This window comes from Allobosea sp. Root483D1 (assembly GCF_001429505.1).
Lineage (GTDB): Bacteria > Pseudomonadota > Alphaproteobacteria > Rhizobiales > Beijerinckiaceae > Allobosea.
Genome location: NZ_LMJW01000016.1, coordinates 227,262 through 246,681, shown reverse-complemented (window position 1 = coordinate 246,681; position 19,420 = coordinate 227,262). Strand labels below are relative to the sequence as shown.

Below are 19,420 nucleotides of genomic sequence, written 5' to 3'. Positions count from 1 at the left end.
GACCTTCGATGAGTTCATCGCATTACGACGTGATCGTCGCCGGCGTCGGAGCGATGGGTTCGGCCGCCTGCTGGCATCTGGCCAAGCGTGGGCTCAAGGTGCTTGGGCTCGAGCGCTTCGACCTCGGCCATGCGATGGGCTCCTCGCATGGGCTGACGCGGATCATCCGCCTGGCCTATTTCGAGGGCTCGCATTATGTGCCGATCGTCAAGCGAGCCCATCAGCTCTGGAGCGAGACCGGCGAGGCGGCCGGGCTGAAGCTGCTGCATGTCACCGGCTCGCTCGACCTTGCGCCCGAAGGGCTCGGCCCGGTCGAATCCTCCCTGCAATCCTGCCTCGACCATGATCTCGAGCACGAGATCGTCGGCCGTGACGAGATCATGCGCCGCTTCCCCGCCTTCCATCTGCCAGAAGGCCATCTCGGCCTCTGGCAGCCCGGCGGCGGCTTCGTCGCCTCAGAGAAGGCGATTTACGCCCATGTCGGGCTGGCACAGTCGAAAGGCGCCGATATTCGGACCGGCGAGCCAATGCTCGACTGGCAGCCGACCGCCGATGGCGGCGTCACTGTCCGGACCGAACGAACGCGCTATTCGGCGGGGCGCCTGGTGATCACCTCCGGCGGCTGGATCACCGATGCGGTGCCGCAGCTCGCGCGCTCCATGACGACGGTGCGCCAGGCGATCGGCTGGTTCACCACGCGCCGCCCCGAGCTGTTCCGCGAGGACGCCTTCCCCGTCTTCATGCTCAGCGTCGAGCAAGGCACCTTCTACGGCTTCCCGCTCTACGAGCATCCCGGCTTCAAGCTCGGCGGGCCGCATTTCGCGCGCGAGCCGATGGATCCGCGCCAGCCTGACCGCACGCCGAGCCCGAACCAGGTCAGGCTGATCCGCGAATGCCTGGCGCGCTACCTCCCCGATGCCAACGGCGACCCGCTGACGGTGAAGGGCTGCGTCTATACGGTCTCGCCCGACGAGGACTTCGTCATCGACGCCGTGCCCGGCACACCGCAGGCGGTGTTCGCCTCGGCCTGCTCCGGCCACGGCTTCAAGTTCGCCAGCGCGATCGGCGAGATCCTCGCCGACCTCGCCACGACCGGCCGCTCCGCCTTCGACCTCTCGCCCTTCTCTCTCTCCCGCTTCGACGCCTGAACCGTCGCCCGGCGCGCGTCCTGTCGTTCGGCCGCATCCGGCCGCGCGGGAGCACGCAAGAGCCCCATAGGAACCGCCTTGGCCAGCGCCGCCCAGAACCGCCGCGGAATCATCGCCATGCTGTCGGCGATGTCGTTCTTCTGCTTCAACGACGCCTTGATGAAACTCGCCCGCGAGGTCTTCCCGGCCGGCCAGGCGCTGGCGCTGCGCACCATCTTCGCCGTCGTGGCTAGTCTGGCGCTGGTCGTGTTCATGAGCGACTGGCGCAAGCTGCCGCTCGGGTTGAGGCCGCTGGTGCTGGCGCGCGCTTGCGTCGAGGCGCTGGGCGCCCTGACCTTCATCTGGGCATTGGGATTGCTGCCGCTCGCCAACATCACGGCGATCGTGATGGCCTCGCCCTTGCTCATCGTCCTGCTGGCAGTGCTGCTGCGGATCGAACCCGTGGGCTGGCGCCGGGCATTGGCACTGACGGTCGGCTTCATCGGCGTGCTGGTCGTGATGCGCCCGAGTGCGGACGGCTTCAGCGCCGCCGCGCTGATCGCGCTCGGCGGCGCCGGCCTCGTCGCCATCCGCGATCTAACGACCCGCTTCATCAGCAGCGACATCCCCTCGACGGTCATCTCCCTGACCACGACGGTCATCGTCGGGCTATTGGGCCTCGCCATGAGCGCACTCGAAACCTGGCAATCGCCCTGGCGGATCGAGCTCGCCTATCTCGCAGGCGCCGCGATCCTGGTGACGGCGGGCAGTTTCGGCATCATCAGCGCCTTCCGCAACACCGATGTCGGCGTCGTCGCGGGTTATCGCTACTCCGTCGTGCTCGTCGCCGTCCTGATCGGCTGGCTGGTCTGGGGCGAGACGCCGGACCGCATCGCCCTCGCCGGCATCGCGCTGATCGTCGGCAGCGGCCTCTACACCTTGCACCGCCAGCGTGTCCGCCCCGATTCGCAGTTGAAGCCAGAGGGAGACAAGCCGCTATGAAAGCGAAGCCCGCCCTCGCCGTTCTCGTCGCGATCTCGACGCTGCAGCCGATCGCGCTCAACATGCTGGCGCCGGCGACCCCGGCGCTCGCCCGCAGCTTTGCCACCAGCTACGCCACGATCCAGCTGACGCTGACCCTGTTCCTGGTCGCGGTGGCGCTGACGCAGCTCATCGTCGGCCCGCTCTCCGACCGCTTCGGGCGCCGCCCCTGCGTGATCGCCGGCGCCGCCGTATTCATGCTCGGCTCAGGCCTCGGTGCCCTGGCGGACAGTGCCGGGAGCCTGCTGTTCGCACGGGTGCTCGAAGGCGCCGGCGCCGGCACGACCTTCGCCCTGGCGCGCGCCATCATCCGCGACACGGCGGGCCGCGACGAGGCGGCAAGCCAGATCGCGACGGTGACCATGGTGATGGTGGTGGCGCCGATGATCGCGCCCTATCTCGGCGGCCATATCGAGACGGGTTTCGGCTGGCGCATGATCTTCTGGGTGATGACGGCCACCGCGGCGATCGTGCTCGCGCTCGTCGTCCTGCGCCTGCCCGAGACCGCGCCGAATGTCGGCGTGCGGACCTCGCTGACCGGCATCTTCCGCGCCTTCCCCGACCTCGCGCGCGACCGCGGCTTCATCAGCAATGTCATCGCGCTGGCAATGACCTCGGCCTCGTTCTTCGCCTTCATCGCGGCAGCGCCGTTCATCGTGGTCGAGACGATGGGGCGCGGCTCCGACACCTACGGCGCCTACTTCATCCTCAACGCCTTCGGCTACATGGTGGGCAATTTCGCGATGTCCCGATTGGTGCTCCGGCACGGCACGGCGAAGATGGCCTGGATCGGCCTCGTCATCTCGTTCGCGGCGACGAGCGTCGCCTTCGCGATCTCGCTGACGCCCTGGTGGACGCCGCTGACCCTGTTCCTGCCTCTCGCCATCAACGCCATCGGCAACGGACTGACACTGCCGGGCGCGACCGCCGCGGCGCTTTCGGCGCGGCCCGAACTCGCCGGCTCGGCCGCCGGGTTGGCCGGCGCGATCCAGCTCGGCTCAGGCGCGCTCGCGACCGCTGTGATCAGCTCGCTGGTGGCGCATTGGCCGCCGGCGCTGATGGCGATGATGTGGCTGATGCTGATCGTCGCCCTGCTCGCGTTGCGCCGCGAGCCCTTTAGGCGAAAGGACTGATCCACAGCGCCTTGCACCGCGCAATGTTGTGCGGCATGTAGCATTGGTATAACCGCCCTTCGAAAACCGCATGATGCGGCCGTAAATCCACGAGGTCAGGGAGGACTGAGGTGGAAGGACCCCTCGCTTTCAGCCGTGCAATCGACAGCTTCAATCGCACCATCGGTCGATCCGTCGCTTGGCTGATCCTCCTCGCCGTCATCGTTTCGGCCGTCAATGCCATTGTCCGCAAGCTGTTCAACGTCTCGTCGAACGCCTGGCTCGAGCTGCAATGGGTGCTGTTCGGCGCCGTCTTCCTGATCTGCGCCTCCTGGACGCTGCAGGTGAAGGAGCACATCCGCATCGACATCGTGAACAACCTGCTGCCCAAGCGCGTGCAGCAATGGATCGACCTCATCGGCCATCTCCTGTTCCTGCTGCCGTTCTGCGCGCTGATCATCTATCACTCGGGCCCATTCTTCATGCGCTCCTACCAGGTCAACGAGCAGTCGCTCTCGGCCGGTGGCCTGCCGCAATGGCCAGCCAAGGGGCTGGTGATCATCGGCTTCTCCCTGCTCCTGCTGCAGGGCATCTCCGAGGTGATCAAACAGATCGCGATCATGCGCGGGAAGCTCGACGACGACGAGACGCTGCGCGGCCATGCCGCTGCCGCCGAAGCCGAGGCCCTGCGCCTGATAGAGCAGGCCAAGGCCGAAGGCCTCGCCCCGTGAGCCAAGCTGCCGTTTCCGGGACCCGTTCGATGATCCTCGCCCGCTCTGCCCGCGCCATCGCGCTGCTGCTCGCGCTCACCTTCGCCGCCTTCTTCAGCCTGCATACCGGCGACGCTCATGCCGCCGGCATCGGCGACTTCTTGCGCGTCAACATGGCGCCGGTGATGTTTGCCGCGCTCGTGCTGTTCCTGCTGCTCGGCTATCCGGTCGCCTTCGCACTCGCTGCCAACGGCCTGTTCTTCGCCCTGGTCGGCATCGAGCTCGGCATGTTCCAGGAGAACTTCCTGCAGGCGCTGCCGGAACGCATCTACGGCACGATGAACAACGACGTGCTGCTGGCGATCCCGTTCTTCACCTTCATGGGGCTGGTGCTGGAGCGCTCGGGCATGGCCGAGGACCTGCTCGACACGATCGGCCAGCTCTTCGGGCCGATCCGCGGCGGCCTCGCTTATGCCGTCGTCTTCGTCGGCGCGCTGCTCGCCGCCACCACCGGCGTCGTCGCGGCGTCCGTCATCTCGATGGGCCTGATTTCGCTGCCTATCATGCTGCGCTACGGCTACGATCGGCGGCTGGCGACAGGCGTCATCGCCGCGTCCGGCACGCTCGCGCAGATCATTCCGCCCTCGCTGGTGCTGATCGTCCTCGCCGACCAGCTCGGCCGCTCGGTCGGCGACATGTACGAGGGCGCCTTCATCCCCGGCCTTGTGCTCTCGGCGCTCTATGCCGGCTATGTCTTCCTGACGACGATCATCAATCCGGCGCGCGCCCCCGGCCTGCCGCCCGAAGCGCAGACGCTGCGCGACGCCGACGGCGTCACCCGCCGCCGCTCGCTGCTGGTGGTGACGATCCTCGCCTTCGCCATTGCCATCGCCTACATGAAGTACTTCACCAAGGTCGGCGGCGGCGCGGACTTCGTCATCCTGACGATGTCGATCGCGGTCGCGGTTTCCTTCGTGATCGCGCTGATCAACAAGTTCCTAAAGCTCAACCTGCTGTCGCGCATGACCGAGCAGGTGATCTTCGTGATGGTGCCGCCGCTGGCACTGATCTTCCTCGTGCTCGGCACGATCTTCATCGGTGTCGCGACACCGACCGAAGGCGGCGCGATGGGTGCCGCCGGCGCGATCCTGCTGGCTTATGGCAAGAAGCGCATGACCTTCGACCTGCTCAGGCAGGCGACGGAATCGACGGCCAAGCTCTCGGCCTTCGTGCTCTTCATCCTGGTCGGCGCGCGCGTGTTTTCGCTGACCTTCTACGGCGTCAACGGCCATGTCTGGGTCGAGCATCTGCTCGTCGGCCTCCCAGGCGGTGCGACGGGCTTCCTGATCGTCGTCAACGTGATGGTCTTCCTGCTCGCCTTCTTCCTCGACTTCTTCGAACTCGCCTTCATCATCGTGCCGCTGCTCGGGCCCGCAGCGGAGAAGCTCGGCATCGACCTGATCTGGTTCGGCATCATCCTCGGCGTGAACATGCAGACCTCGTTCATGCACCCGCCCTTCGGCTTCGCCCTGTTCTTCCTGCGCTCGGTCGCGCCGAAGAACCCCTATCGCGACAAGGTTACGGGCAAGATGATGGAGCCGGTGACGACCGGACAGATCTACTGGGGCGCCGTGCCGTTCGTGGTGATCCAGTGCATCATGGTGGCGCTCGTCGTGCTCTTCCCGCAGATGGTGATGCACTACAAGAGTTCGGGCGTGCAGCTCGACCAGCAGCAGATCAACAAGCAGCTCGACAGCATCAGCATTCCGGGGCTCGGCGGCTCCGGTGGGCTGCCGGGGCTCGACCTCAACGCCCCACCGACGCTGAACCTCCAGTAGCCGGCAGGCCAGAACGACGAAGCCCCGGATCAGCAATCCGGGGCTTTTTCTTTTCAACCGTCATGCTCGGGCCTGACCCGAGCATCTCAGGCCGCAAGAGGTTCCGACCCGCGCCTTCTCGTCAGGAGATTCTCGGGTCTGCGCTCTGCTTCGTCCGAGAATGACGCCGGGTTCACCAGCGCTGCGAGCCGTCGTTCAGGTTGTTGTCGCGCCGCACCCGGCCGCTGACGACGGCGCGCATCTCGCCGACCGAGGTCTGGCTGCGCGCTTCGCCGTAGACCATCGCATCGGCGCTGGAACCATAGCCGCGCGAGCTGGAGGTCTTGCCGAACTCGACGCGGACGCCGCCGCCGACGCGGACACAGGCCGAAGAGCCCTCGACGCGGACGAAGCCCGGCCCGTATTCCGGACAGGGGCGCGCCGCCTGGCTCGGCGCCGGGCGCGCGGCAGCCGGCTTGGCCTTGAGGGGACCGCGGCCGGGGATCGGCTCGCCGATCGACTGGGCGGCTGCGAGCGCCGGCAGGGCCAGGGTGGCGAGGATGATGACGAATGGCAGCTTCATGAGTGCCCCGATTGGCGATGACCGAGAGAATAACGCTTCGAACAAGGCCGGGCTAGGGCAGCCGCGGCTCAGCGATCGGTGCGCGGCGACATCTTCCATGCGCAGGATGGCGACACCCATGTCGCCTCTCCCGTCGGCCCGCGCGCGTCCTGGTGATCGAGCACGCTGGCCGCGTTTGAAAGGAAAAATCCCCGGCCTTGCGGTCGGGGATTTCAAGAAGTTGGCCGGCGAACCGGCGTTCGCCCTCTTCTCAGAGCAGGTTGCCCGCACGGGCGCGGATCAGGAAGTTGTCGTAGGTGTATTCGGCGATCTGGAACCAGAGATATTCATCGCCGCGGAAGGCCGACATCGCCTCGTAGATCTTCTTGAAGTCGGGGTTCTTGGCGTTGGTCTCGGCATAGACCTCCTTGGACGCCTTGAGGCAGGCTTCCATGATCTCTTGCGAGAACGGCCGCAGCTGCGCGCCTCCGCCGACCAGGCGCTTCAGCGCCGCCGGGTTGCGCGCATCGTACTTGGCCTGCATGTCGATATTGGCGAGGCCGGCCGCCGTGGTCAGGATCGACTTGTAGACCTTCGGCAGGGCCTCCCACTTCGCGGTGTTCATGAAGAAGTGCAGCGAGGCGCCGCCCTCCCACCAGCCGGGATAGTAGTAATAAGGCGCGACCTTGTTGAAGCCGAGCTTCTCGTCATCGGCGGGGCCTACCCATTCGGCCGCGTCGATCGTGCCCTTCTCCAGCGCCGGATAGATGTCGCCGCCGCCGATCTGCTGCGGCACGACGCCGAGCTTGCTGAGGACCTGGCCGGCGAAGCCGCCGATGCGCATCTTGAGGCCCTGCAGGTCGGCGACCGTCTTGATCTCCTTGCGGAACCAGCCGCCCATCTGGCAGCCGGTATTGCCGCCGGGCAGCGCGTAGATGTTGTGTTTCTTGTAGAACTCGTTGAGCAGGTCCATGCCGCCGCCATGGTAGAACCAGGCGTTCTGCTGGCGGGCATTGAGGCCGAAGGGCACCGCGGTGCCGAAGGCGAAGGTCGGGTCCTTGCCGACATAGTAATAGGAGGCGGTATGGCACATCTCGACCGTGCCGTTGGTCACCGCGTCGGCGGCCTGCAGCGCCGGCACGATCTCGCCCGCAGCGAAGACCTGGATCTGGAACTTGCCGTCGGTCGCTTCCGAGACCGCCTTCGACAGCGTTTCCGAGGCGCCGTAGATCGTGTCCAGCGATTTCGGGAAGGACGAGGTGACGCGCCACTTCACCTCGGGCATGGACTGCGCAATGGCCGGAGCCGCAATGACGCTCGCGGCGCCGCCGGCACCGGCGACCTTCAGGAATTGACGACGCTTCATCGTGAGGAGCTCCTCCCAGAGCATGCGAGGCGCGCCGGTGTTTCCCGGTTCGCGCGCAAGAGCGTCAGAAGAGGCCATCCGCCCGGACAGCGCAAGCGTGAAGCATAGCCCCCATGCGCTTTATGCATGGGGATTTTGCCTAACCAGCCTTGGTATTTTCGCCCCGACCTCACCGCTCCGCGGCAACAAAAAAGCCCGGCCGCAAGGGCCGGGCTCCAGGGCAGAACCGGTCGGGCCGGTGAAGACTTACTTCGCGCGGTTGCGCACCTGGAAGATGTCGAAGGTGAGCTCCGCCACCTGCCACCAGAGATACTGGTCGCCGCGGAAGGCGGTCATCGCATCGATCGCCTTCTTGAAGTCGGCGTTCTTGGCCGAGATCTCGGCATAGACCTCGTTGGCTGCCTTGAGCGAGGCTTCCATCATGTCCTGCGGGAACGGGCGCAGCTGCGCGCCCGCCGCCACCAGCCGCTTCAGCGCAGCAGGATTCTGCACGTCGTACTTCGCGGTCATCGTGTTGGTGGCGACGGCCGAGGCCGCGCGCAGCGCCGCCTGATAGTGCTTCGGCAGGCCGTCCCACTTCTCGATGTTGATGAAGGCGTGAACCGCCGGGCCACCCTCCCAGAAGCCGGGATAGTAGTAGTACGGCGCGACCTTGGCGAAGCCGAGCTTTTCGTCGTCATAGGGGCCGACCCATTCGGCGCCGTCGATCGTGCCCTTCTCCAGCGCCGGGTAGATGTCGCCACCGGCCAGCTGCTGCGGCACGACGCCGAGCTTCTGCAGCACCGAGCCGGCGATGCCGGCGATGCGCATCTTCAGGCCCTGCAGGTCGGCGACGGTCTTGATCTCCTTGCGGAACCAGCCGCCCATCTGGGCGCCGGTGTTGCCGCAATGGATGCCGACGACATTGAACTTCTTGAAGAAGTCGTTGAACAGCTGTTCGCCACCGCCCTGCGCAAGCCAGGCCTGCTGCATGCGGGTGTTCAGGCCGAACGGTACCGAGGAGGGAATGGCGAAGGTCGGATCCTTGCCGACATAATAGTAGGCGACGGTGTGGGCCATCTCGACGGTGTTGTTCGAGACCGCATCGAGTGCCTGCAGGCCGGGGACGATTTCGCCGGCGGCGAAGACCTGGATCTGGAACTTGCCGTCGGTGAGATCGGAGACCGTCTTGGCCAGCGTCTCGCCGCCGCCATAGATCGTGTCGAGCGATTTCGGGAAGCTCGAGGTCAGGCGCCACTTCACCTCGGGATTGGACTGCGCGATCGCCGGCATGGCGATGGCGGACGCAGCCGCACCGGCACCGGCGACCTGCATGAACTGACGACGCTTCATATGGGGCATCTCCTCGTTTCGACGTTTATTGCCGCGCCCGTGCAGCAATAGCACCGGCGCAGGCGATGTTTGTAGGACGACCTTGGTGTAATGCAGCGATGATCGAAAACGGCATTCCGGGTTGACCCACGGTTAGTCGGCTCGCTTCGAATCTATACTTGCACAGGATTTGCGCAGCGCTCCCCCCAATCGTGACCGGATCGTCAACCGACACGGGGCGCTCGACAATTGCACGTAAAGCATGGCACGGCTGCATGAAACGCGCATGAACCTTTTTCCGCCCTCGGTCAACCTCCGCGCGCAAGCCGCTCCGGGTTGCCATCACCAAGGCGGGTTCCGCTTTTGCGGAACATGTCGACAATACGGGGCTTCGGCGAACGAGATCCGATGACCAGCCCTGCCGCCCCGATCTGGCTCTATGACGGCGTCTGCGTGCTCTGCTCGGGCGGCGTGCGCTACACCCTGCGGCATGAGCGCGATCACGCCATCCGCTTCGTCGCGATCCAGTCTGGCGAAGGGCATGAGCTGGCAAGGACACATGGCATCGACCCGGACGAGCCGGACAGCTTCCTCTTCGTCGAGAACGGCCGGGCGCTGGCGAAGTCCGACGGCGTCCTGGCGCTGACCCGCCATCTGAACGGACCGGCGCGCCTGCTATTACTCGGCCGGGCGCTGCCGAAGCGCTGGCGCGACTGGCTTTACGACCGGATCGCGCGCAACCGCTACCGGCTCTTCGGCAAGAAGGACACCTGCGAGATACCAGACCCGGCGACGCGCCATCGCTTCACCCTGCCGGACAATCTATGAAACGCGTCGTGCTGATCGGCGCGACCGGCGTCTTCGGCCGGCGGCTGGCGCGCCACCTGTCGCGCATGGATGGTCTCGACCTCGTGCTGACCTCGCGCAGCGCCGGCAAGGCCGAGGCGTTGGCACAGGAGCTGGCGGCCGAGGCAAGCGTGCCGGTCAGCGGCGCCGGGCTCGACCGCGACAAGAATCTCGTCGCCTCGCTCGCCGCGCTGGAGCCCTGGCTGGTGATCGACGCCTCCGGCCCGTTCCAGCAGCAGGGCTTTGAGGTACCGACGGCGGCGCTGCTGCTCGACGCGCATGTCGTCGACCTCGCCGATGCGCGCGGCTATCTCACCGGCTATGGACCGCAGCTCGATGCTCTCGCCAGGCAGCGCGGCCTCGTCGCGCTCGCCGGCGCGAGCTCGACGCCGGCGCTCTCGGCCGCCGCAGCGCGCGAATTGAGCGAAGGCTGGGAGCGGCTCGACAGCATCGACATCGCGATCACACCGGGCGGACATGGCGAAGTCGGCCCTTCGGTCATCGCCGCCATCCTGAGCTATGCCGGCAAGCCGGTGCCGATCTGGCGCGAAGGCGAGATTCAGGCGACGCCGGCCTGGAGTGTCGGCGAGGTCATCGATATGCCGGGCCTCGGCCCGCGGCGGGTCGCCCCGGTCGAGACCGTCGACGCCGAGACGCTCGGCCCCGGCCTCGCCGTGCAGTCCCAAGTGCGTTTCGCGGCTGGCCTGGAGGCCGGCATCGAGCAATGGGGGCTGGTGCTGCTCGCCTGGCTGCGCCGCCGCGGCTGGGTCGCCGATCTCGCGCCGCTGGTGCCCTACCTCGTGAAGGCCCGCAGGATCACGCGCCTCTGGACCTCGGATCGCGGCGGCATGCGGGTCGCGATCGCCGGCATCGACGCGAAGGGCCGGCCGCGCCGGGCCTATTGGTCGCTGCTGGCGGAGAACGACGATGGCCCACAGGTGCCGACGCTGGCGGCGGCGGCGGCGGTGCGCGCCCTGCTCGCGGACGCGATCGTCCCCGGCGCGCGCTCGGCCGCCGAAGCGCTCGACCTCGCCATGATCGAGGCCGAGATGACGCCCTATGCGATCAGCACCAGCCAGGACGAGCGCGCCATCGGTCCTGCCCTGTTCGAGATCGTGTTCAGGGCGCAGGGCTTCGCGGCGATGCCGGCGGCGATCCGGGCGTTTCATGCCAACGATGCCGAGCCGGTCTGGCGGGGCCAGGCCGAGGTCATGCGCGGTGAAGGGCGAGCAATCGAGCTCTTCTGCCGATTCTTCGGTCTCCCCGCGGCAGGGAGCGAACTGCCGGTCACGGTCAGCGTCGCACGCGGCGATTCGTTCGATGAGAACTGCGAGGTCTGGACCCGCAACTTCGCCGGCCAGCGCTTCAACTCGCGGCTGAGCGTCGACCGGAATGGCGAACTCCGCGAAGCCTTCGGCCCGTTCTCCTTCACGCTTGCCGCTGCGGCGAATGCAGACGGCCTTTCGTTGCCGATCGCAGCCTGGCGTGTCTTCAACCTGCCCTTGCCTCACTTTCTCATGCCGTCAGCCGAGGCGCGCGAGACGGTTGACGCGGACGGCCGCTTCCGTTTCGACGTGCGGCTCTCTTTGCCCTTCTTCGGCCTCCTGGCGCATTATCGCGGCTGGCTCAAACCTCGGGGATCAAGCGATGGATCAGGATAAGCTGGCAAAACTCAGGGCGCGCTATGCCGGGGCGAGCGGCGCCGACATCCATGATCCGCGCTTCGCCAAGGTCGCCGCCGGGCAGTTCCAGGGCGACCGCCGCAAATGGCCGTTCTCCGACGTCGCGACCTTCATCAGCGCGCCCTATCGGCCGGAAGCGCTTGGCCAATCCGATCTCGGCGGGCTCGACGTCGCGATCATCGGCCTGCCGATGGATCTCGGCGTCACCAACCGGGCCGGTACCAGGCTCGGCCCGCGCGCCGTGCGCGCCGTCGAGCGCATGGGTCCGATGGACCATGTCAACGGCACCGCGCCGTTCAGCCTGGTCAAGGCGGCCGATATCGGCGACGTACCCTTCCGCTCGCGCTATTCGCTCGAGAGCTGCCATGAGGACATCGAGGCGACCTTCAAGCAGATCGTGAAGGCCGGCGTCTCGACGCTCGGCGTCGGCGGCGACCATTCGATCACCTATCCGATCCTGAAGGCCGTCGGCGAGAAGCGTCCGGTCGGCATGGTCCATATCGACGCGCATTGCGACACGTCGGGGCCCTATGAAGGCTCGAAGTTCCACCATGGCGGGCCGTTCCGACAGGCGGTGCTCGACGGCGTGCTCGATCCCGAGCGTGTCATCCAGATCGGCATCCGCGGCGGCGCCGAATATCTCTGGGAGTTCTCCTATGAGTCCGGCATGACCGTGATCCATGCCGACGAGGTCGACCGCATGGGGCTCGACGCCGTGATCGCCAAGGCGCTCGCGGTGATCGGCGACGGGCCGACCTATGTCTCCTTCGACGTCGATTCGCTCGATCCGGCCTTCGCGCCCGGCACCGGCACGCCCGAGGTCGGCGGCCTCACCCCGCGCGAGGCGCTCGCGATCCTGCGCGGCCTGAAGGGGCGCAACATCGTCGCCGCCGACGTGGTCGAGGTCGCCCCGCAATACGACGCGACCAGCAATACGGCGCAATGCGCGGCGCAGGTGCTGTTCCTCGAGCTCTGCCTGATCGCCGAAGCGAGAGCCGCCGGCAAGGGCAGGCCGTGAAGCGCAAGGCGCTTCAGCTCGACGCGATCGACCGCCAGATCATCGCGATCCTGCGGGCGGAGGGCCGGATCACCAACCAGGCCCTGTCGGAACGGGTCGGGCTCTCGGCCCGGCCCTGCCTGGAGCGGATGCGCCGGCTCGAAGCTTCCGGGCTGATCGCCAGCTATGGCGCGCGGCTCTCGCCCGAGCTCGCCGGCCACGCCATCATCGCCTTTGCGCAGATCTCGCTGCGCGACCATTCGGTCGGCCGGCGCGAGCGGGTCGAGAAGGTGCTGCGCGCCTGCCCGGACGTGGTCGAGCTTCTGGTGATCAGCGGCGATGCCGACTATCTCGCGCGCATCGTCGCAAGCTCGCTGGCGGCCTATGAGGAACTGACCGGCGCCTGGCTCGCCGACAACCAGCTCGGCGTCGCCCGGATCGCCACCACCTTCGCGCTCAAGGCGCTGAAGGATTTTGAAGGCTATCCGCTGCTGGAGGATTAGGCCGGCGTCAAAGCGGTAAAAGCGCGTCCGGCTTCACATCGCCGATCGAAGCGTAGCTGTGCGTTTCCCTGACACCCGGAAGCGGCAGGATGACCCGCTGCAGGAAGTCCTGGAACGTCGCCATGTCGGCGATCCGGGCTTTGACCAGATAGTCGAAACCACCGATCACCATGTGGCATTCGATGATTTCGGGCGCCTTCGCGACGGCCTCGGCAAAGCGGTCGAAGACATGCGGGGCGGTGTGGTCGAGCCTGACCTCGATGAAGACCAGCGTGCCACGCCCGATCTTCGAGGGCTCGAGGATGGCGCGGACGGCGCGGATGAAGCCCTCGCTGAACAGGCGCTTGATGCGCTGCGACGCCCCCGTCGGCGAGAGCCCGACGCGCTGGGCGAGATCGAGCACGGTGCGGCGACCATCCTCCTGCAACAGCCCGAGCAGCAGCCGGTCGACGCGGTCCAAGTCGCTCATTTCGAATTCACACTTTTATGAGCTGTGGCACGTGATAATCACGCAAAATCAGCGAAATCAGCATATTTCATCACGCCAGTTCGCCGCAATACCGTTGAACGGCACTGAACGCCGAAACGGAACCAAGGCAAGCCGCATCATGGACAGCACACGACCTGCATCAAGCAATCACACGAAAGGTGAAGTCACGATTCTCTCGCTGAGCGAAGCGGAGATCCGAAACTGTATCGACCTGCACAAGCTGCTCGACGCGCTGGCGGAGGGGTTCAAGGCCCTTGCCGATGGCCGCATCGTCATTCCGGCGCGGCCACAACTCGATATTCCGGATGCGGGCTATTCGCTGGCGATGCCGGCCTGGATGGCGGGCATGCATCTGACCGTCAAACTGGTCAACGTCTTCGAAGGCAACGTCGCCCGGGGCATCCCGAGCCACCTCGCGACGATCCATCTTTTCGATCCGGAGACGGGAATGCCCGTCTGCATCATGGATGGCACCTACATCACCGCCGTTCGCACCTCCGGCTCCGCCGTCCTCTCGGTGCGGGAGCTCGCCAGACGCGATGCCAGGGTCGCGACCGTGGTGGGCGCTGGCGTCCAGGCCAGCCAGCACCTCAACCTGCTGCCGCTGGTGCGCGATTTCGCGGAGATCCGGGTGTTCTCGAAGAATTTCGCCGATGCGCAGGCGCTGGCCTCACGCCACCCGGGCGTCACGGCCGTTGCGGATATCGAGGCCGCGGTGCGCTCTTCGGATGTGGTCTGCCTCGCGACACACTCCTACGTCCCCGCGATATCCGCCGACTGGGTTCAACCGGGAACGCATGTGTCCTCGGTCGGTGTCGCGCCGCCCGGCGGCGAACTGCCGATCGATCTGATCGCCCGCGGCAGCCTCTTCGTCGAGGCGCGGGAAGCCTTCGCGCCGACACCCGTAGGCTGCTGCGAGCTGGCTAACATCGACCCCGAGTCCGGCACCGACCTTGGCGCGATGCTGCTGGGGCGGCGACCGGGACGGACATCGGACCGGCAGATCACGATCTACAAGGCGATGGGCGTCGCCATGGAAGACATGGTGGCGGCCGATCTTGCCTACCGCGAGGCCCGGCGGCGCGGCGCGGGGCAAAGCATCTCGCTCTAGCTCAGGCGAACAGCAGAAGCGCCATGCGTCATTCGCATGACGCTTCTGCTTCTCTCAAGTCAAACCAGCAATCTCTTGCGATTCACGCATGGCTTGAGCATTATGTTGCAGCGCAACGCGCGCCCTCGCGCTGCGACCAACAATAATCAATCCGGACCATCGTCATGAGCCTCTCGAGCACGGGAGACGCGTTCGCGCGCCCTGCCCGCTCCGCCGCCGCGCCGCGTGTCGGCCTTGTCCTGTTCGCCCTGGCGATGGGCGGCTTCGCCATCGGCACGGCCGAGTTCGCGGTGATGAGCCTGCTGCCCTATTTCTCGGCGGGCTTAGGCATCGACGAGCCCACGGGCGGGCATGTGATCAGCGTCTACGCAGCCGGCGTGGTGGTCGGCGCCCCGATCATCGCGGTGCTGGCGACGAAGCTCTCGCGTCGCACCTTGCTGATCGGGCTGATGGCGGCCTTCGCGCTCGGCAACGGGCTTTCGGCGCTCGCGCCGACCTATGGCTGGATGCTGCTGTTCCGTTTCCTCAGCGGGCTGCCGCACGGCGCCTATTTCGGCGTCGCGGCGCTGGTCGCCGCCTCGCTGGTGCCGGCGAACCGGCGCGCGCTCGCCGTGGCGCGCGTGATGCTCGGCCTGACGATCGCAACGATTCTCGGCGTGCCGCTGGCGAACTGGCTCGGCCAGGTACTCGGCTGGCGCTGGGGTTTCGGCGTCGTCACCGCGCTGGCCCTGACCACAGTGATCCTGATCGCGCTGTTCGCGCCGAAGGACCGGCCGCAGCCCGGCGCCAGCGCCTTGCGCGAGCTCGGCGCCTTGCGCCACCGCCAGGTCTGGCTGACGCTGGCGATCGGCGCGGTCGGCTTCGGCGGATTGTTCGCGGTCTATACCTACCTCGCCTCGACCCTGATCGAGGTGACGCAGGTTTCGCCGTCGATGGTGCCGGTCGTGCTGGCGGTCTTCGGGCTCGGCCTGACTTTCGGCACCCTCGCCGCCGCCTGGCTGGCGGATCGGATGCCGATGGCCTCGATCGCGATCATCCTGATCTGGACCGCGGGCTCGCTGGCGCTCTTTCCGTTCGCTGCCGGCAATATCTGGGCGACCTCGGCTGTCGCCTTCATGATCGGCTGCGGCGGCGGGCTCGGCACGCCCTTGCAAACCCGGCTGATGGATGTCGCGCAGGATGCGCAGACACTCGCCGCGGCGCTGAACCACAGCGCCTTCAACACCGCCAATGCGCTCGGTCCCTGGCTCGGCGGCATGGCGATCGCCGCCGGCTATGGCTGGACCTCGACCGGCTGGGTCGGCGCCGGCCTCGCGCTCGCAGGTCTTGCGATCTGGCTGGTGACGCTGTGGGATGAGAAGAGCCGGCAACGGGCAGCCCTCGCCAGCGCCTGACCTCAGCGTGTCGACGCCGCGATCAGCCGCATCGCTGCCGGAATCGAAGCCTGACCAGCCTCGAGCTGGTCGGTCAGTACGTAGAACCAGTTGAAGCCGAGATAGAGCGCGAGCCTGGCCTCGACCTCCTCGGTCGGAATGTCGCCGCGCGCCGCGGCAGCGTTGAAGAGACCGCGGACATCCCGCAGCCGTTCGGGCAGGAACTTCTCGCGCAGCACGGCGAGCGCCTCGGGATCGCTCTGCGCCTCGGCCAGAAGCGCACGGAAGGTGCGCCCCGACGGTGTGCCGGACCAGAAACCCCAGAGCGCCCTGGTGTGGTTGGTCAGGTCACGGCCGAGGTCGTCTGTCGGCACCGCCGTGATGATCGCCTTCTCGGCGGAATAGACCTCCATCAGCAGGTCCGCCCGGTTCTTCCACCAGCGATAGATCGTCGGCTTGCCCGCCCCGGCGCGGCGCGAGACTGCGTCGATCGAGAAGCCGGCATAGCCCTCCTCCGCCAGCACGGCGCGGGCTGCGGCGAGGATCGCCGCCTGCGAGGCCGGATTGCGCTTTGCGCCGATGGAGGCGCGGCGAGCCGGTGGAGTGGGCTTCTCAGTCTTCATCATCCGCTCCCTCTCCCACAACCCGGCTCGATGCACCTGACGTCCTTGCAAGCACGCGCTTGCAGCAAAACGGTTTGATATCGAAACGGACCGTATCTATCAATCATAACGAAACGGACCGTTCCGTTATTGAGGTGACAATGACCACTGCAGCCCGCAATCCTGTTCTCGCCCGCCTGCGTTTCCTGGGAACGCTGATGCTCGGCGCCTACCTGCTGATCAACCTGATCCTGGCCGCATTGGCGCCGGTGACGACCGGCTGGTCGACCTGGTCGGTGACGGCGCTCGCCGTGCCGCCGATGGTGCTCGGCATGGTTTATCTCGTTATTCCAATCGCCCGCCGCTGAGACCGCGGCCCGCATTTGTCCGATTCTGTCGTCATCGCGACAGAATCGGCTGTGGTGCGGCGGCGTGGCGCCCCGCCTCGGCTGCGTCCGCGGACCTACCCTCGGGGAAACGAGGGAGAACCGCCATGAATGCGATCGTGCTCGAACGCGAAGTCTGCGCGCAAAACTACGCGCCTTTGCCGATCATGCTCTCCCATGGCGAAGGCGTCTGGCTCACCGATGTCGCCGGCGTTCGGCGGCTCGACATGATGAGCGGCTATTCCGCCGTCAGCCTCGGCCACGGCCATCCGCGCATCCTGAAAGTGCTGAACGAGCAGGCCAAGCGCCTCGCCGTGACCAGTCGCGCCTTCCACACCGAGCCGCTCGGCCCCTTCCTCGCGAAGCTCTGCGCCATCGCCGGCCAGGAGATGGCGTTGCCGATGAACACCGGCGCCGAGGCGGTCGAGACCGCGATCAAGGCGGCGAGGCGCTGGGGCCACAAGGTCAAGGGCATCGCCGACGGCAAGGCCGAGATCATCGTCGCCGACAATAACTTCCACGGCCGCACCACCACCATCGTCGGCTTCTCCTCCGACGAGAGCTATCGCGATGGCTTCGGCCCGTTCGCGCCGGGCTTCGTCAGCGTGCCCTTCGGCGACGCGGCAGCCATGGAAGCCGCGATCACGCCGAACACCGCCGCGATCCTGATCGAGCCGATCCAGGGCGAAGCCGGCATCGTGCTGCCGCCGGACGGCTATCTCACGGCGCTGCGGATGCTCTGCGACCGACGCAACGTCCTCTTGATCCTCGACGAGATCCAGTCCGGGCTCGGCCGGACCGGCCATTGGTTCGCGCATCAGCACGAGGGCGTGAAGCCGGATGGGCTGATCGTCGGCAAGGCGCTCGGCGGCGGGGTCTATCCGGTCTCGGCCTTCCTGGCCTCGCGCGCGGTGATGCAATTGTTCGGGCCGGGCTCGCACGGCTCGACCTTCGGCGGCAACGCGCTCGCCGCCGCGATCGGCTTGGAGGCGCTCGCGGTGATCGAGGAGGAGAAGCTGGTCGAGCGCTCGGCCGAGCTCGGCGCCTATATGAAGGGGCGGCTGGCGGCGATGACGCAGGGCCTCGCCAGCGAGGTGCGCGGCCGCGGCCTCTGGGTCGGTGTCGAGGTCGCGCCCGGCGCCGGCGACGCCAAGAAGATCGTCGCCCGCCTCGCCGACGCCGGCGTGCTGACCAAGGAAACGCATGAGCATACCATCCGCTTCGCGCCGCCCCTGACGATCAGCCGCGAAGAGCTGGATTGGGGGCTGGAACGCTGCGAAAGCGTCTTCGCCGAGCGCGCGCGCTGAGCGTTGCAACAAAATCCGTGTGCGGTCGCTTGAGCCAGCGCGCGGGAAAAGCGTCGCTGCGGTTCGATTTCAACAACAAGAACAGCAGCTTGCCTTGCGCGATCCTTGTGCGGGCATGCTCGGAAAAGCTGCAAGAGCCTACTTGCGGCCCGCCCCGATGATCGCACAAGCTGTCGCGCACAAGCCGTTGCGGGAACTCGAAACGCCCGGTCGGCCAGATCCAAGGGGAGGTCCCATGAAAGGTTTCGCGAAATTCGTCGCAGCCGCGGCGCTCACGGTTGCCGGCGCTACGGGCGCGCTCGCCCAGGCCAAGGAATGGAAGGAAATCCGAATCGGCACCGAGGGGGCCTATCCGCCCTACAACAACCTCAACGCCAAGAAGGAGCTGGAAGGCTTCGAGATCGATTACGGCAACCTTCTCTGCGAGAAGCTGAAGGTGAAGTGCAGCTGGGTGGTACAGGACTGGGACGGCATCATCCCGGCACTGCAGGCCAACAAGTACGACATCATCCTCGCCGGCATGAACGCCACCGAGGAGCGCAAGAAGCAGGTCGACTTCACCACGCCCTATAGCAAGACGCCGATCTGGATGATCGGCCCCAAGAGCACCGCCTCGGCCGACATCTCGCCGGCCACCCTGAAGGGCAAGTCGATCGGCGCGCAGGGCTCGACCATCCACGCCAACTATGTCGAGAAGTTCTACAAGGACTCGACCGCGCGTCTCTATCCGACCCAGGAAGAGGCCAATCTCGACCTGCTCAACGGCCGTCTCGACTATATCGTCGCCGATGCGCTCGCCCTCGCCGACTTCCTGAAGGGGCAAGGCAAGGATTGCTGCAAGCGGATCGCCGAGGTGACCCGCGACGACGCGATCCATGGTGCGGGCGTCGCCGGCGCCGTGCGCAAGGCCGACACCGCCCTGAAGGACCTGGTCAACAAGGCGATCGCCGAGACCGTCGCCGATGGCTCGCTGAAGAAGCTCGAGGACAAGTGGTTCAAGTACGAGTGAGCCAAGCCTGCTGACGCCTGCCCGCCGGCCACATAATGGCCGGCGGGCCTCATCCCCTCGCGCGCCGG

General features: G+C 66.7%; 19 protein-coding genes. 14 read left to right on the top strand and 5 right to left on the bottom strand.

Going from position 1 to position 19,420, the window contains the following annotated elements:
• The first annotated feature begins 8 nt into the window (after positions 1-8).
• The 5 genes from solA (at position 9) to ASE66_RS14010 (ending at position 5,828) form a co-directional block, all read left to right on the top strand.
• The gene (gene solA / locus ASE66_RS14030) at positions 9-1,148 is read left to right on the top strand and encodes an N-methyl-L-tryptophan oxidase (protein ID WP_057190239.1); all 1,140 of its coding nucleotides are present in this window, start codon (positions 9-11) and stop codon (positions 1,146-1,148) included.
• A gap of 78 nt (positions 1,149-1,226) precedes the next feature.
• Positions 1,227-2,129 carry a DMT family transporter gene (locus tag ASE66_RS14025; protein ID WP_082613430.1) on the top strand — a complete coding sequence of 301 codons (903 nt, stop codon included), beginning with the start codon at positions 1,227-1,229 and terminating at the stop codon, positions 2,127-2,129.
• Positions 2,126-3,301: a multidrug effflux MFS transporter gene (locus ASE66_RS14020; RefSeq protein ID WP_057190238.1), complete on the top strand. Its 1,176-nt coding sequence runs from the start codon at positions 2,126-2,128 to the stop codon at positions 3,299-3,301. The genes ASE66_RS14025 and ASE66_RS14020 overlap by 4 nt, the downstream gene beginning before the upstream one ends.
• A 110-nt stretch (positions 3,302-3,411) precedes the next feature.
• Positions 3,412-4,011, top strand: a complete 600-nt coding sequence (locus ASE66_RS14015) for a TRAP transporter small permease subunit (RefSeq protein WP_057190237.1) — start codon at positions 3,412-3,414, stop codon at positions 4,009-4,011.
• A gap of 152 nt (positions 4,012-4,163) precedes the next feature.
• A complete protein-coding gene (locus tag ASE66_RS14010; protein ID WP_082613455.1) occupies positions 4,164-5,828 on the top strand; it encodes a TRAP transporter large permease in 1,665 nt (554 codons plus the stop codon).
• A 172-nt stretch (positions 5,829-6,000) separates the two neighbouring features.
• Here the strand turns inward: ASE66_RS14010 and ASE66_RS14005 are convergent, their stop codons facing one another.
• The 3 genes from ASE66_RS14005 to ASE66_RS13995 all read right to left on the bottom strand — a co-directional run bounded on the left by ASE66_RS14005 (position 6,001) and on the right by ASE66_RS13995 (position 9,067).
• Positions 6,001-6,390, bottom strand: coding sequence for a porin (locus tag ASE66_RS14005; RefSeq protein WP_057190236.1), 390 nt, complete (start codon positions 6,388-6,390; stop codon positions 6,001-6,003).
• Positions 6,391-6,640: 250 nt separating this feature from the next.
• Entirely contained in the window at positions 6,641-7,735 is a 1,095-nt protein-coding gene (locus ASE66_RS14000) for a TRAP transporter substrate-binding protein (RefSeq protein WP_057190392.1), read from the bottom strand.
• Between the two features lie 246 nt (positions 7,736-7,981).
• On the bottom strand, positions 7,982-9,067 hold the full coding sequence (locus ASE66_RS13995; RefSeq protein ID WP_057190235.1) for a TRAP transporter substrate-binding protein: 1,086 nt from the start codon (positions 9,065-9,067) through the stop codon (positions 7,982-7,984).
• 387 nt (positions 9,068-9,454) lie between these two features.
• On the opposite strand from ASE66_RS13995, the gene ASE66_RS13990 reads away from it, so the two are divergent.
• Genes ASE66_RS13990 through ASE66_RS13975 form a run of 4 tightly spaced genes read left to right on the top strand, consistent with a single transcriptional unit; the run spans position 9,455 to position 13,074 of the window.
• Positions 9,455-9,874, top strand: coding sequence for a thiol-disulfide oxidoreductase DCC family protein (locus ASE66_RS13990; RefSeq protein ID WP_057190234.1), 420 nt, complete (start codon positions 9,455-9,457; stop codon positions 9,872-9,874).
• The gene (locus tag ASE66_RS13985; RefSeq protein WP_057190233.1) at positions 9,871-11,553 is read left to right on the top strand and encodes an SDR family oxidoreductase; all 1,683 of its coding nucleotides are present in this window, start codon (positions 9,871-9,873) and stop codon (positions 11,551-11,553) included. Before ASE66_RS13990 ends, ASE66_RS13985 begins: the two co-directional genes overlap by 4 nt.
• Positions 11,540-12,592, top strand: coding sequence for an agmatinase (gene speB / locus ASE66_RS13980; protein WP_057190232.1), 1,053 nt, complete (start codon positions 11,540-11,542; stop codon positions 12,590-12,592). The genes ASE66_RS13985 and speB overlap by 14 nt, the downstream gene beginning before the upstream one ends.
• A complete protein-coding gene (locus tag ASE66_RS13975; RefSeq protein WP_057190231.1) occupies positions 12,589-13,074 on the top strand; it encodes an Lrp/AsnC family transcriptional regulator in 486 nt (161 codons plus the stop codon). The genes speB and ASE66_RS13975 overlap by 4 nt, the downstream gene beginning before the upstream one ends.
• 7 nt (positions 13,075-13,081) lie before the next feature.
• Here ASE66_RS13975 and ASE66_RS13970 read toward each other — a convergent pair whose 3' ends face one another.
• Complete coding sequence (locus ASE66_RS13970) at positions 13,082-13,543, bottom strand: Lrp/AsnC family transcriptional regulator (protein ID WP_057190230.1); 462 nt, start codon at positions 13,541-13,543, stop codon at positions 13,082-13,084.
• A gap of 139 nt (positions 13,544-13,682) precedes the next feature.
• Between ASE66_RS13970 and ASE66_RS13965 the strand changes: the two genes are divergently transcribed.
• Both ASE66_RS13965 and ASE66_RS13960 read left to right on the top strand, forming a co-directional pair.
• Positions 13,683-14,675 (top strand): ornithine cyclodeaminase family protein, encoded by a 993-nt coding sequence (locus ASE66_RS13965; protein ID WP_057190229.1) that lies wholly within the window; start codon positions 13,683-13,685, stop codon positions 14,673-14,675.
• A 164-nt stretch (positions 14,676-14,839) separates the two neighbouring features.
• Positions 14,840-16,069 carry an MFS transporter gene (locus ASE66_RS13960; RefSeq protein ID WP_057190228.1) on the top strand — a complete coding sequence of 410 codons (1,230 nt, stop codon included), beginning with the start codon at positions 14,840-14,842 and terminating at the stop codon, positions 16,067-16,069.
• Between the two features lie 2 nt (positions 16,070-16,071).
• Here ASE66_RS13960 and ASE66_RS13955 read toward each other — a convergent pair whose 3' ends face one another.
• Positions 16,072-16,671, bottom strand: coding sequence for a TetR/AcrR family transcriptional regulator (locus tag ASE66_RS13955; RefSeq protein WP_057190390.1), 600 nt, complete (start codon positions 16,669-16,671; stop codon positions 16,072-16,074).
• A gap of 140 nt (positions 16,672-16,811) precedes the next feature.
• On the opposite strand from ASE66_RS13955, the gene ASE66_RS13950 reads away from it, so the two are divergent.
• From ASE66_RS13950 to ASE66_RS13940, 3 genes are all read left to right on the top strand, one after another.
• Positions 16,812-17,018: a hypothetical protein gene (locus ASE66_RS13950; protein WP_057190227.1), complete on the top strand. Its 207-nt coding sequence runs from the start codon at positions 16,812-16,814 to the stop codon at positions 17,016-17,018.
• Between the two features lie 125 nt (positions 17,019-17,143).
• Positions 17,144-18,343: an ornithine--oxo-acid transaminase gene (gene rocD / locus ASE66_RS13945; RefSeq protein ID WP_057190226.1), complete on the top strand. Its 1,200-nt coding sequence runs from the start codon at positions 17,144-17,146 to the stop codon at positions 18,341-18,343.
• A gap of 235 nt (positions 18,344-18,578) precedes the next feature.
• Complete coding sequence (locus ASE66_RS13940) at positions 18,579-19,352, top strand: transporter substrate-binding domain-containing protein (RefSeq protein WP_057190225.1); 774 nt, start codon at positions 18,579-18,581, stop codon at positions 19,350-19,352.
• Positions 19,353-19,420: the final 68 nt, after the last annotated feature.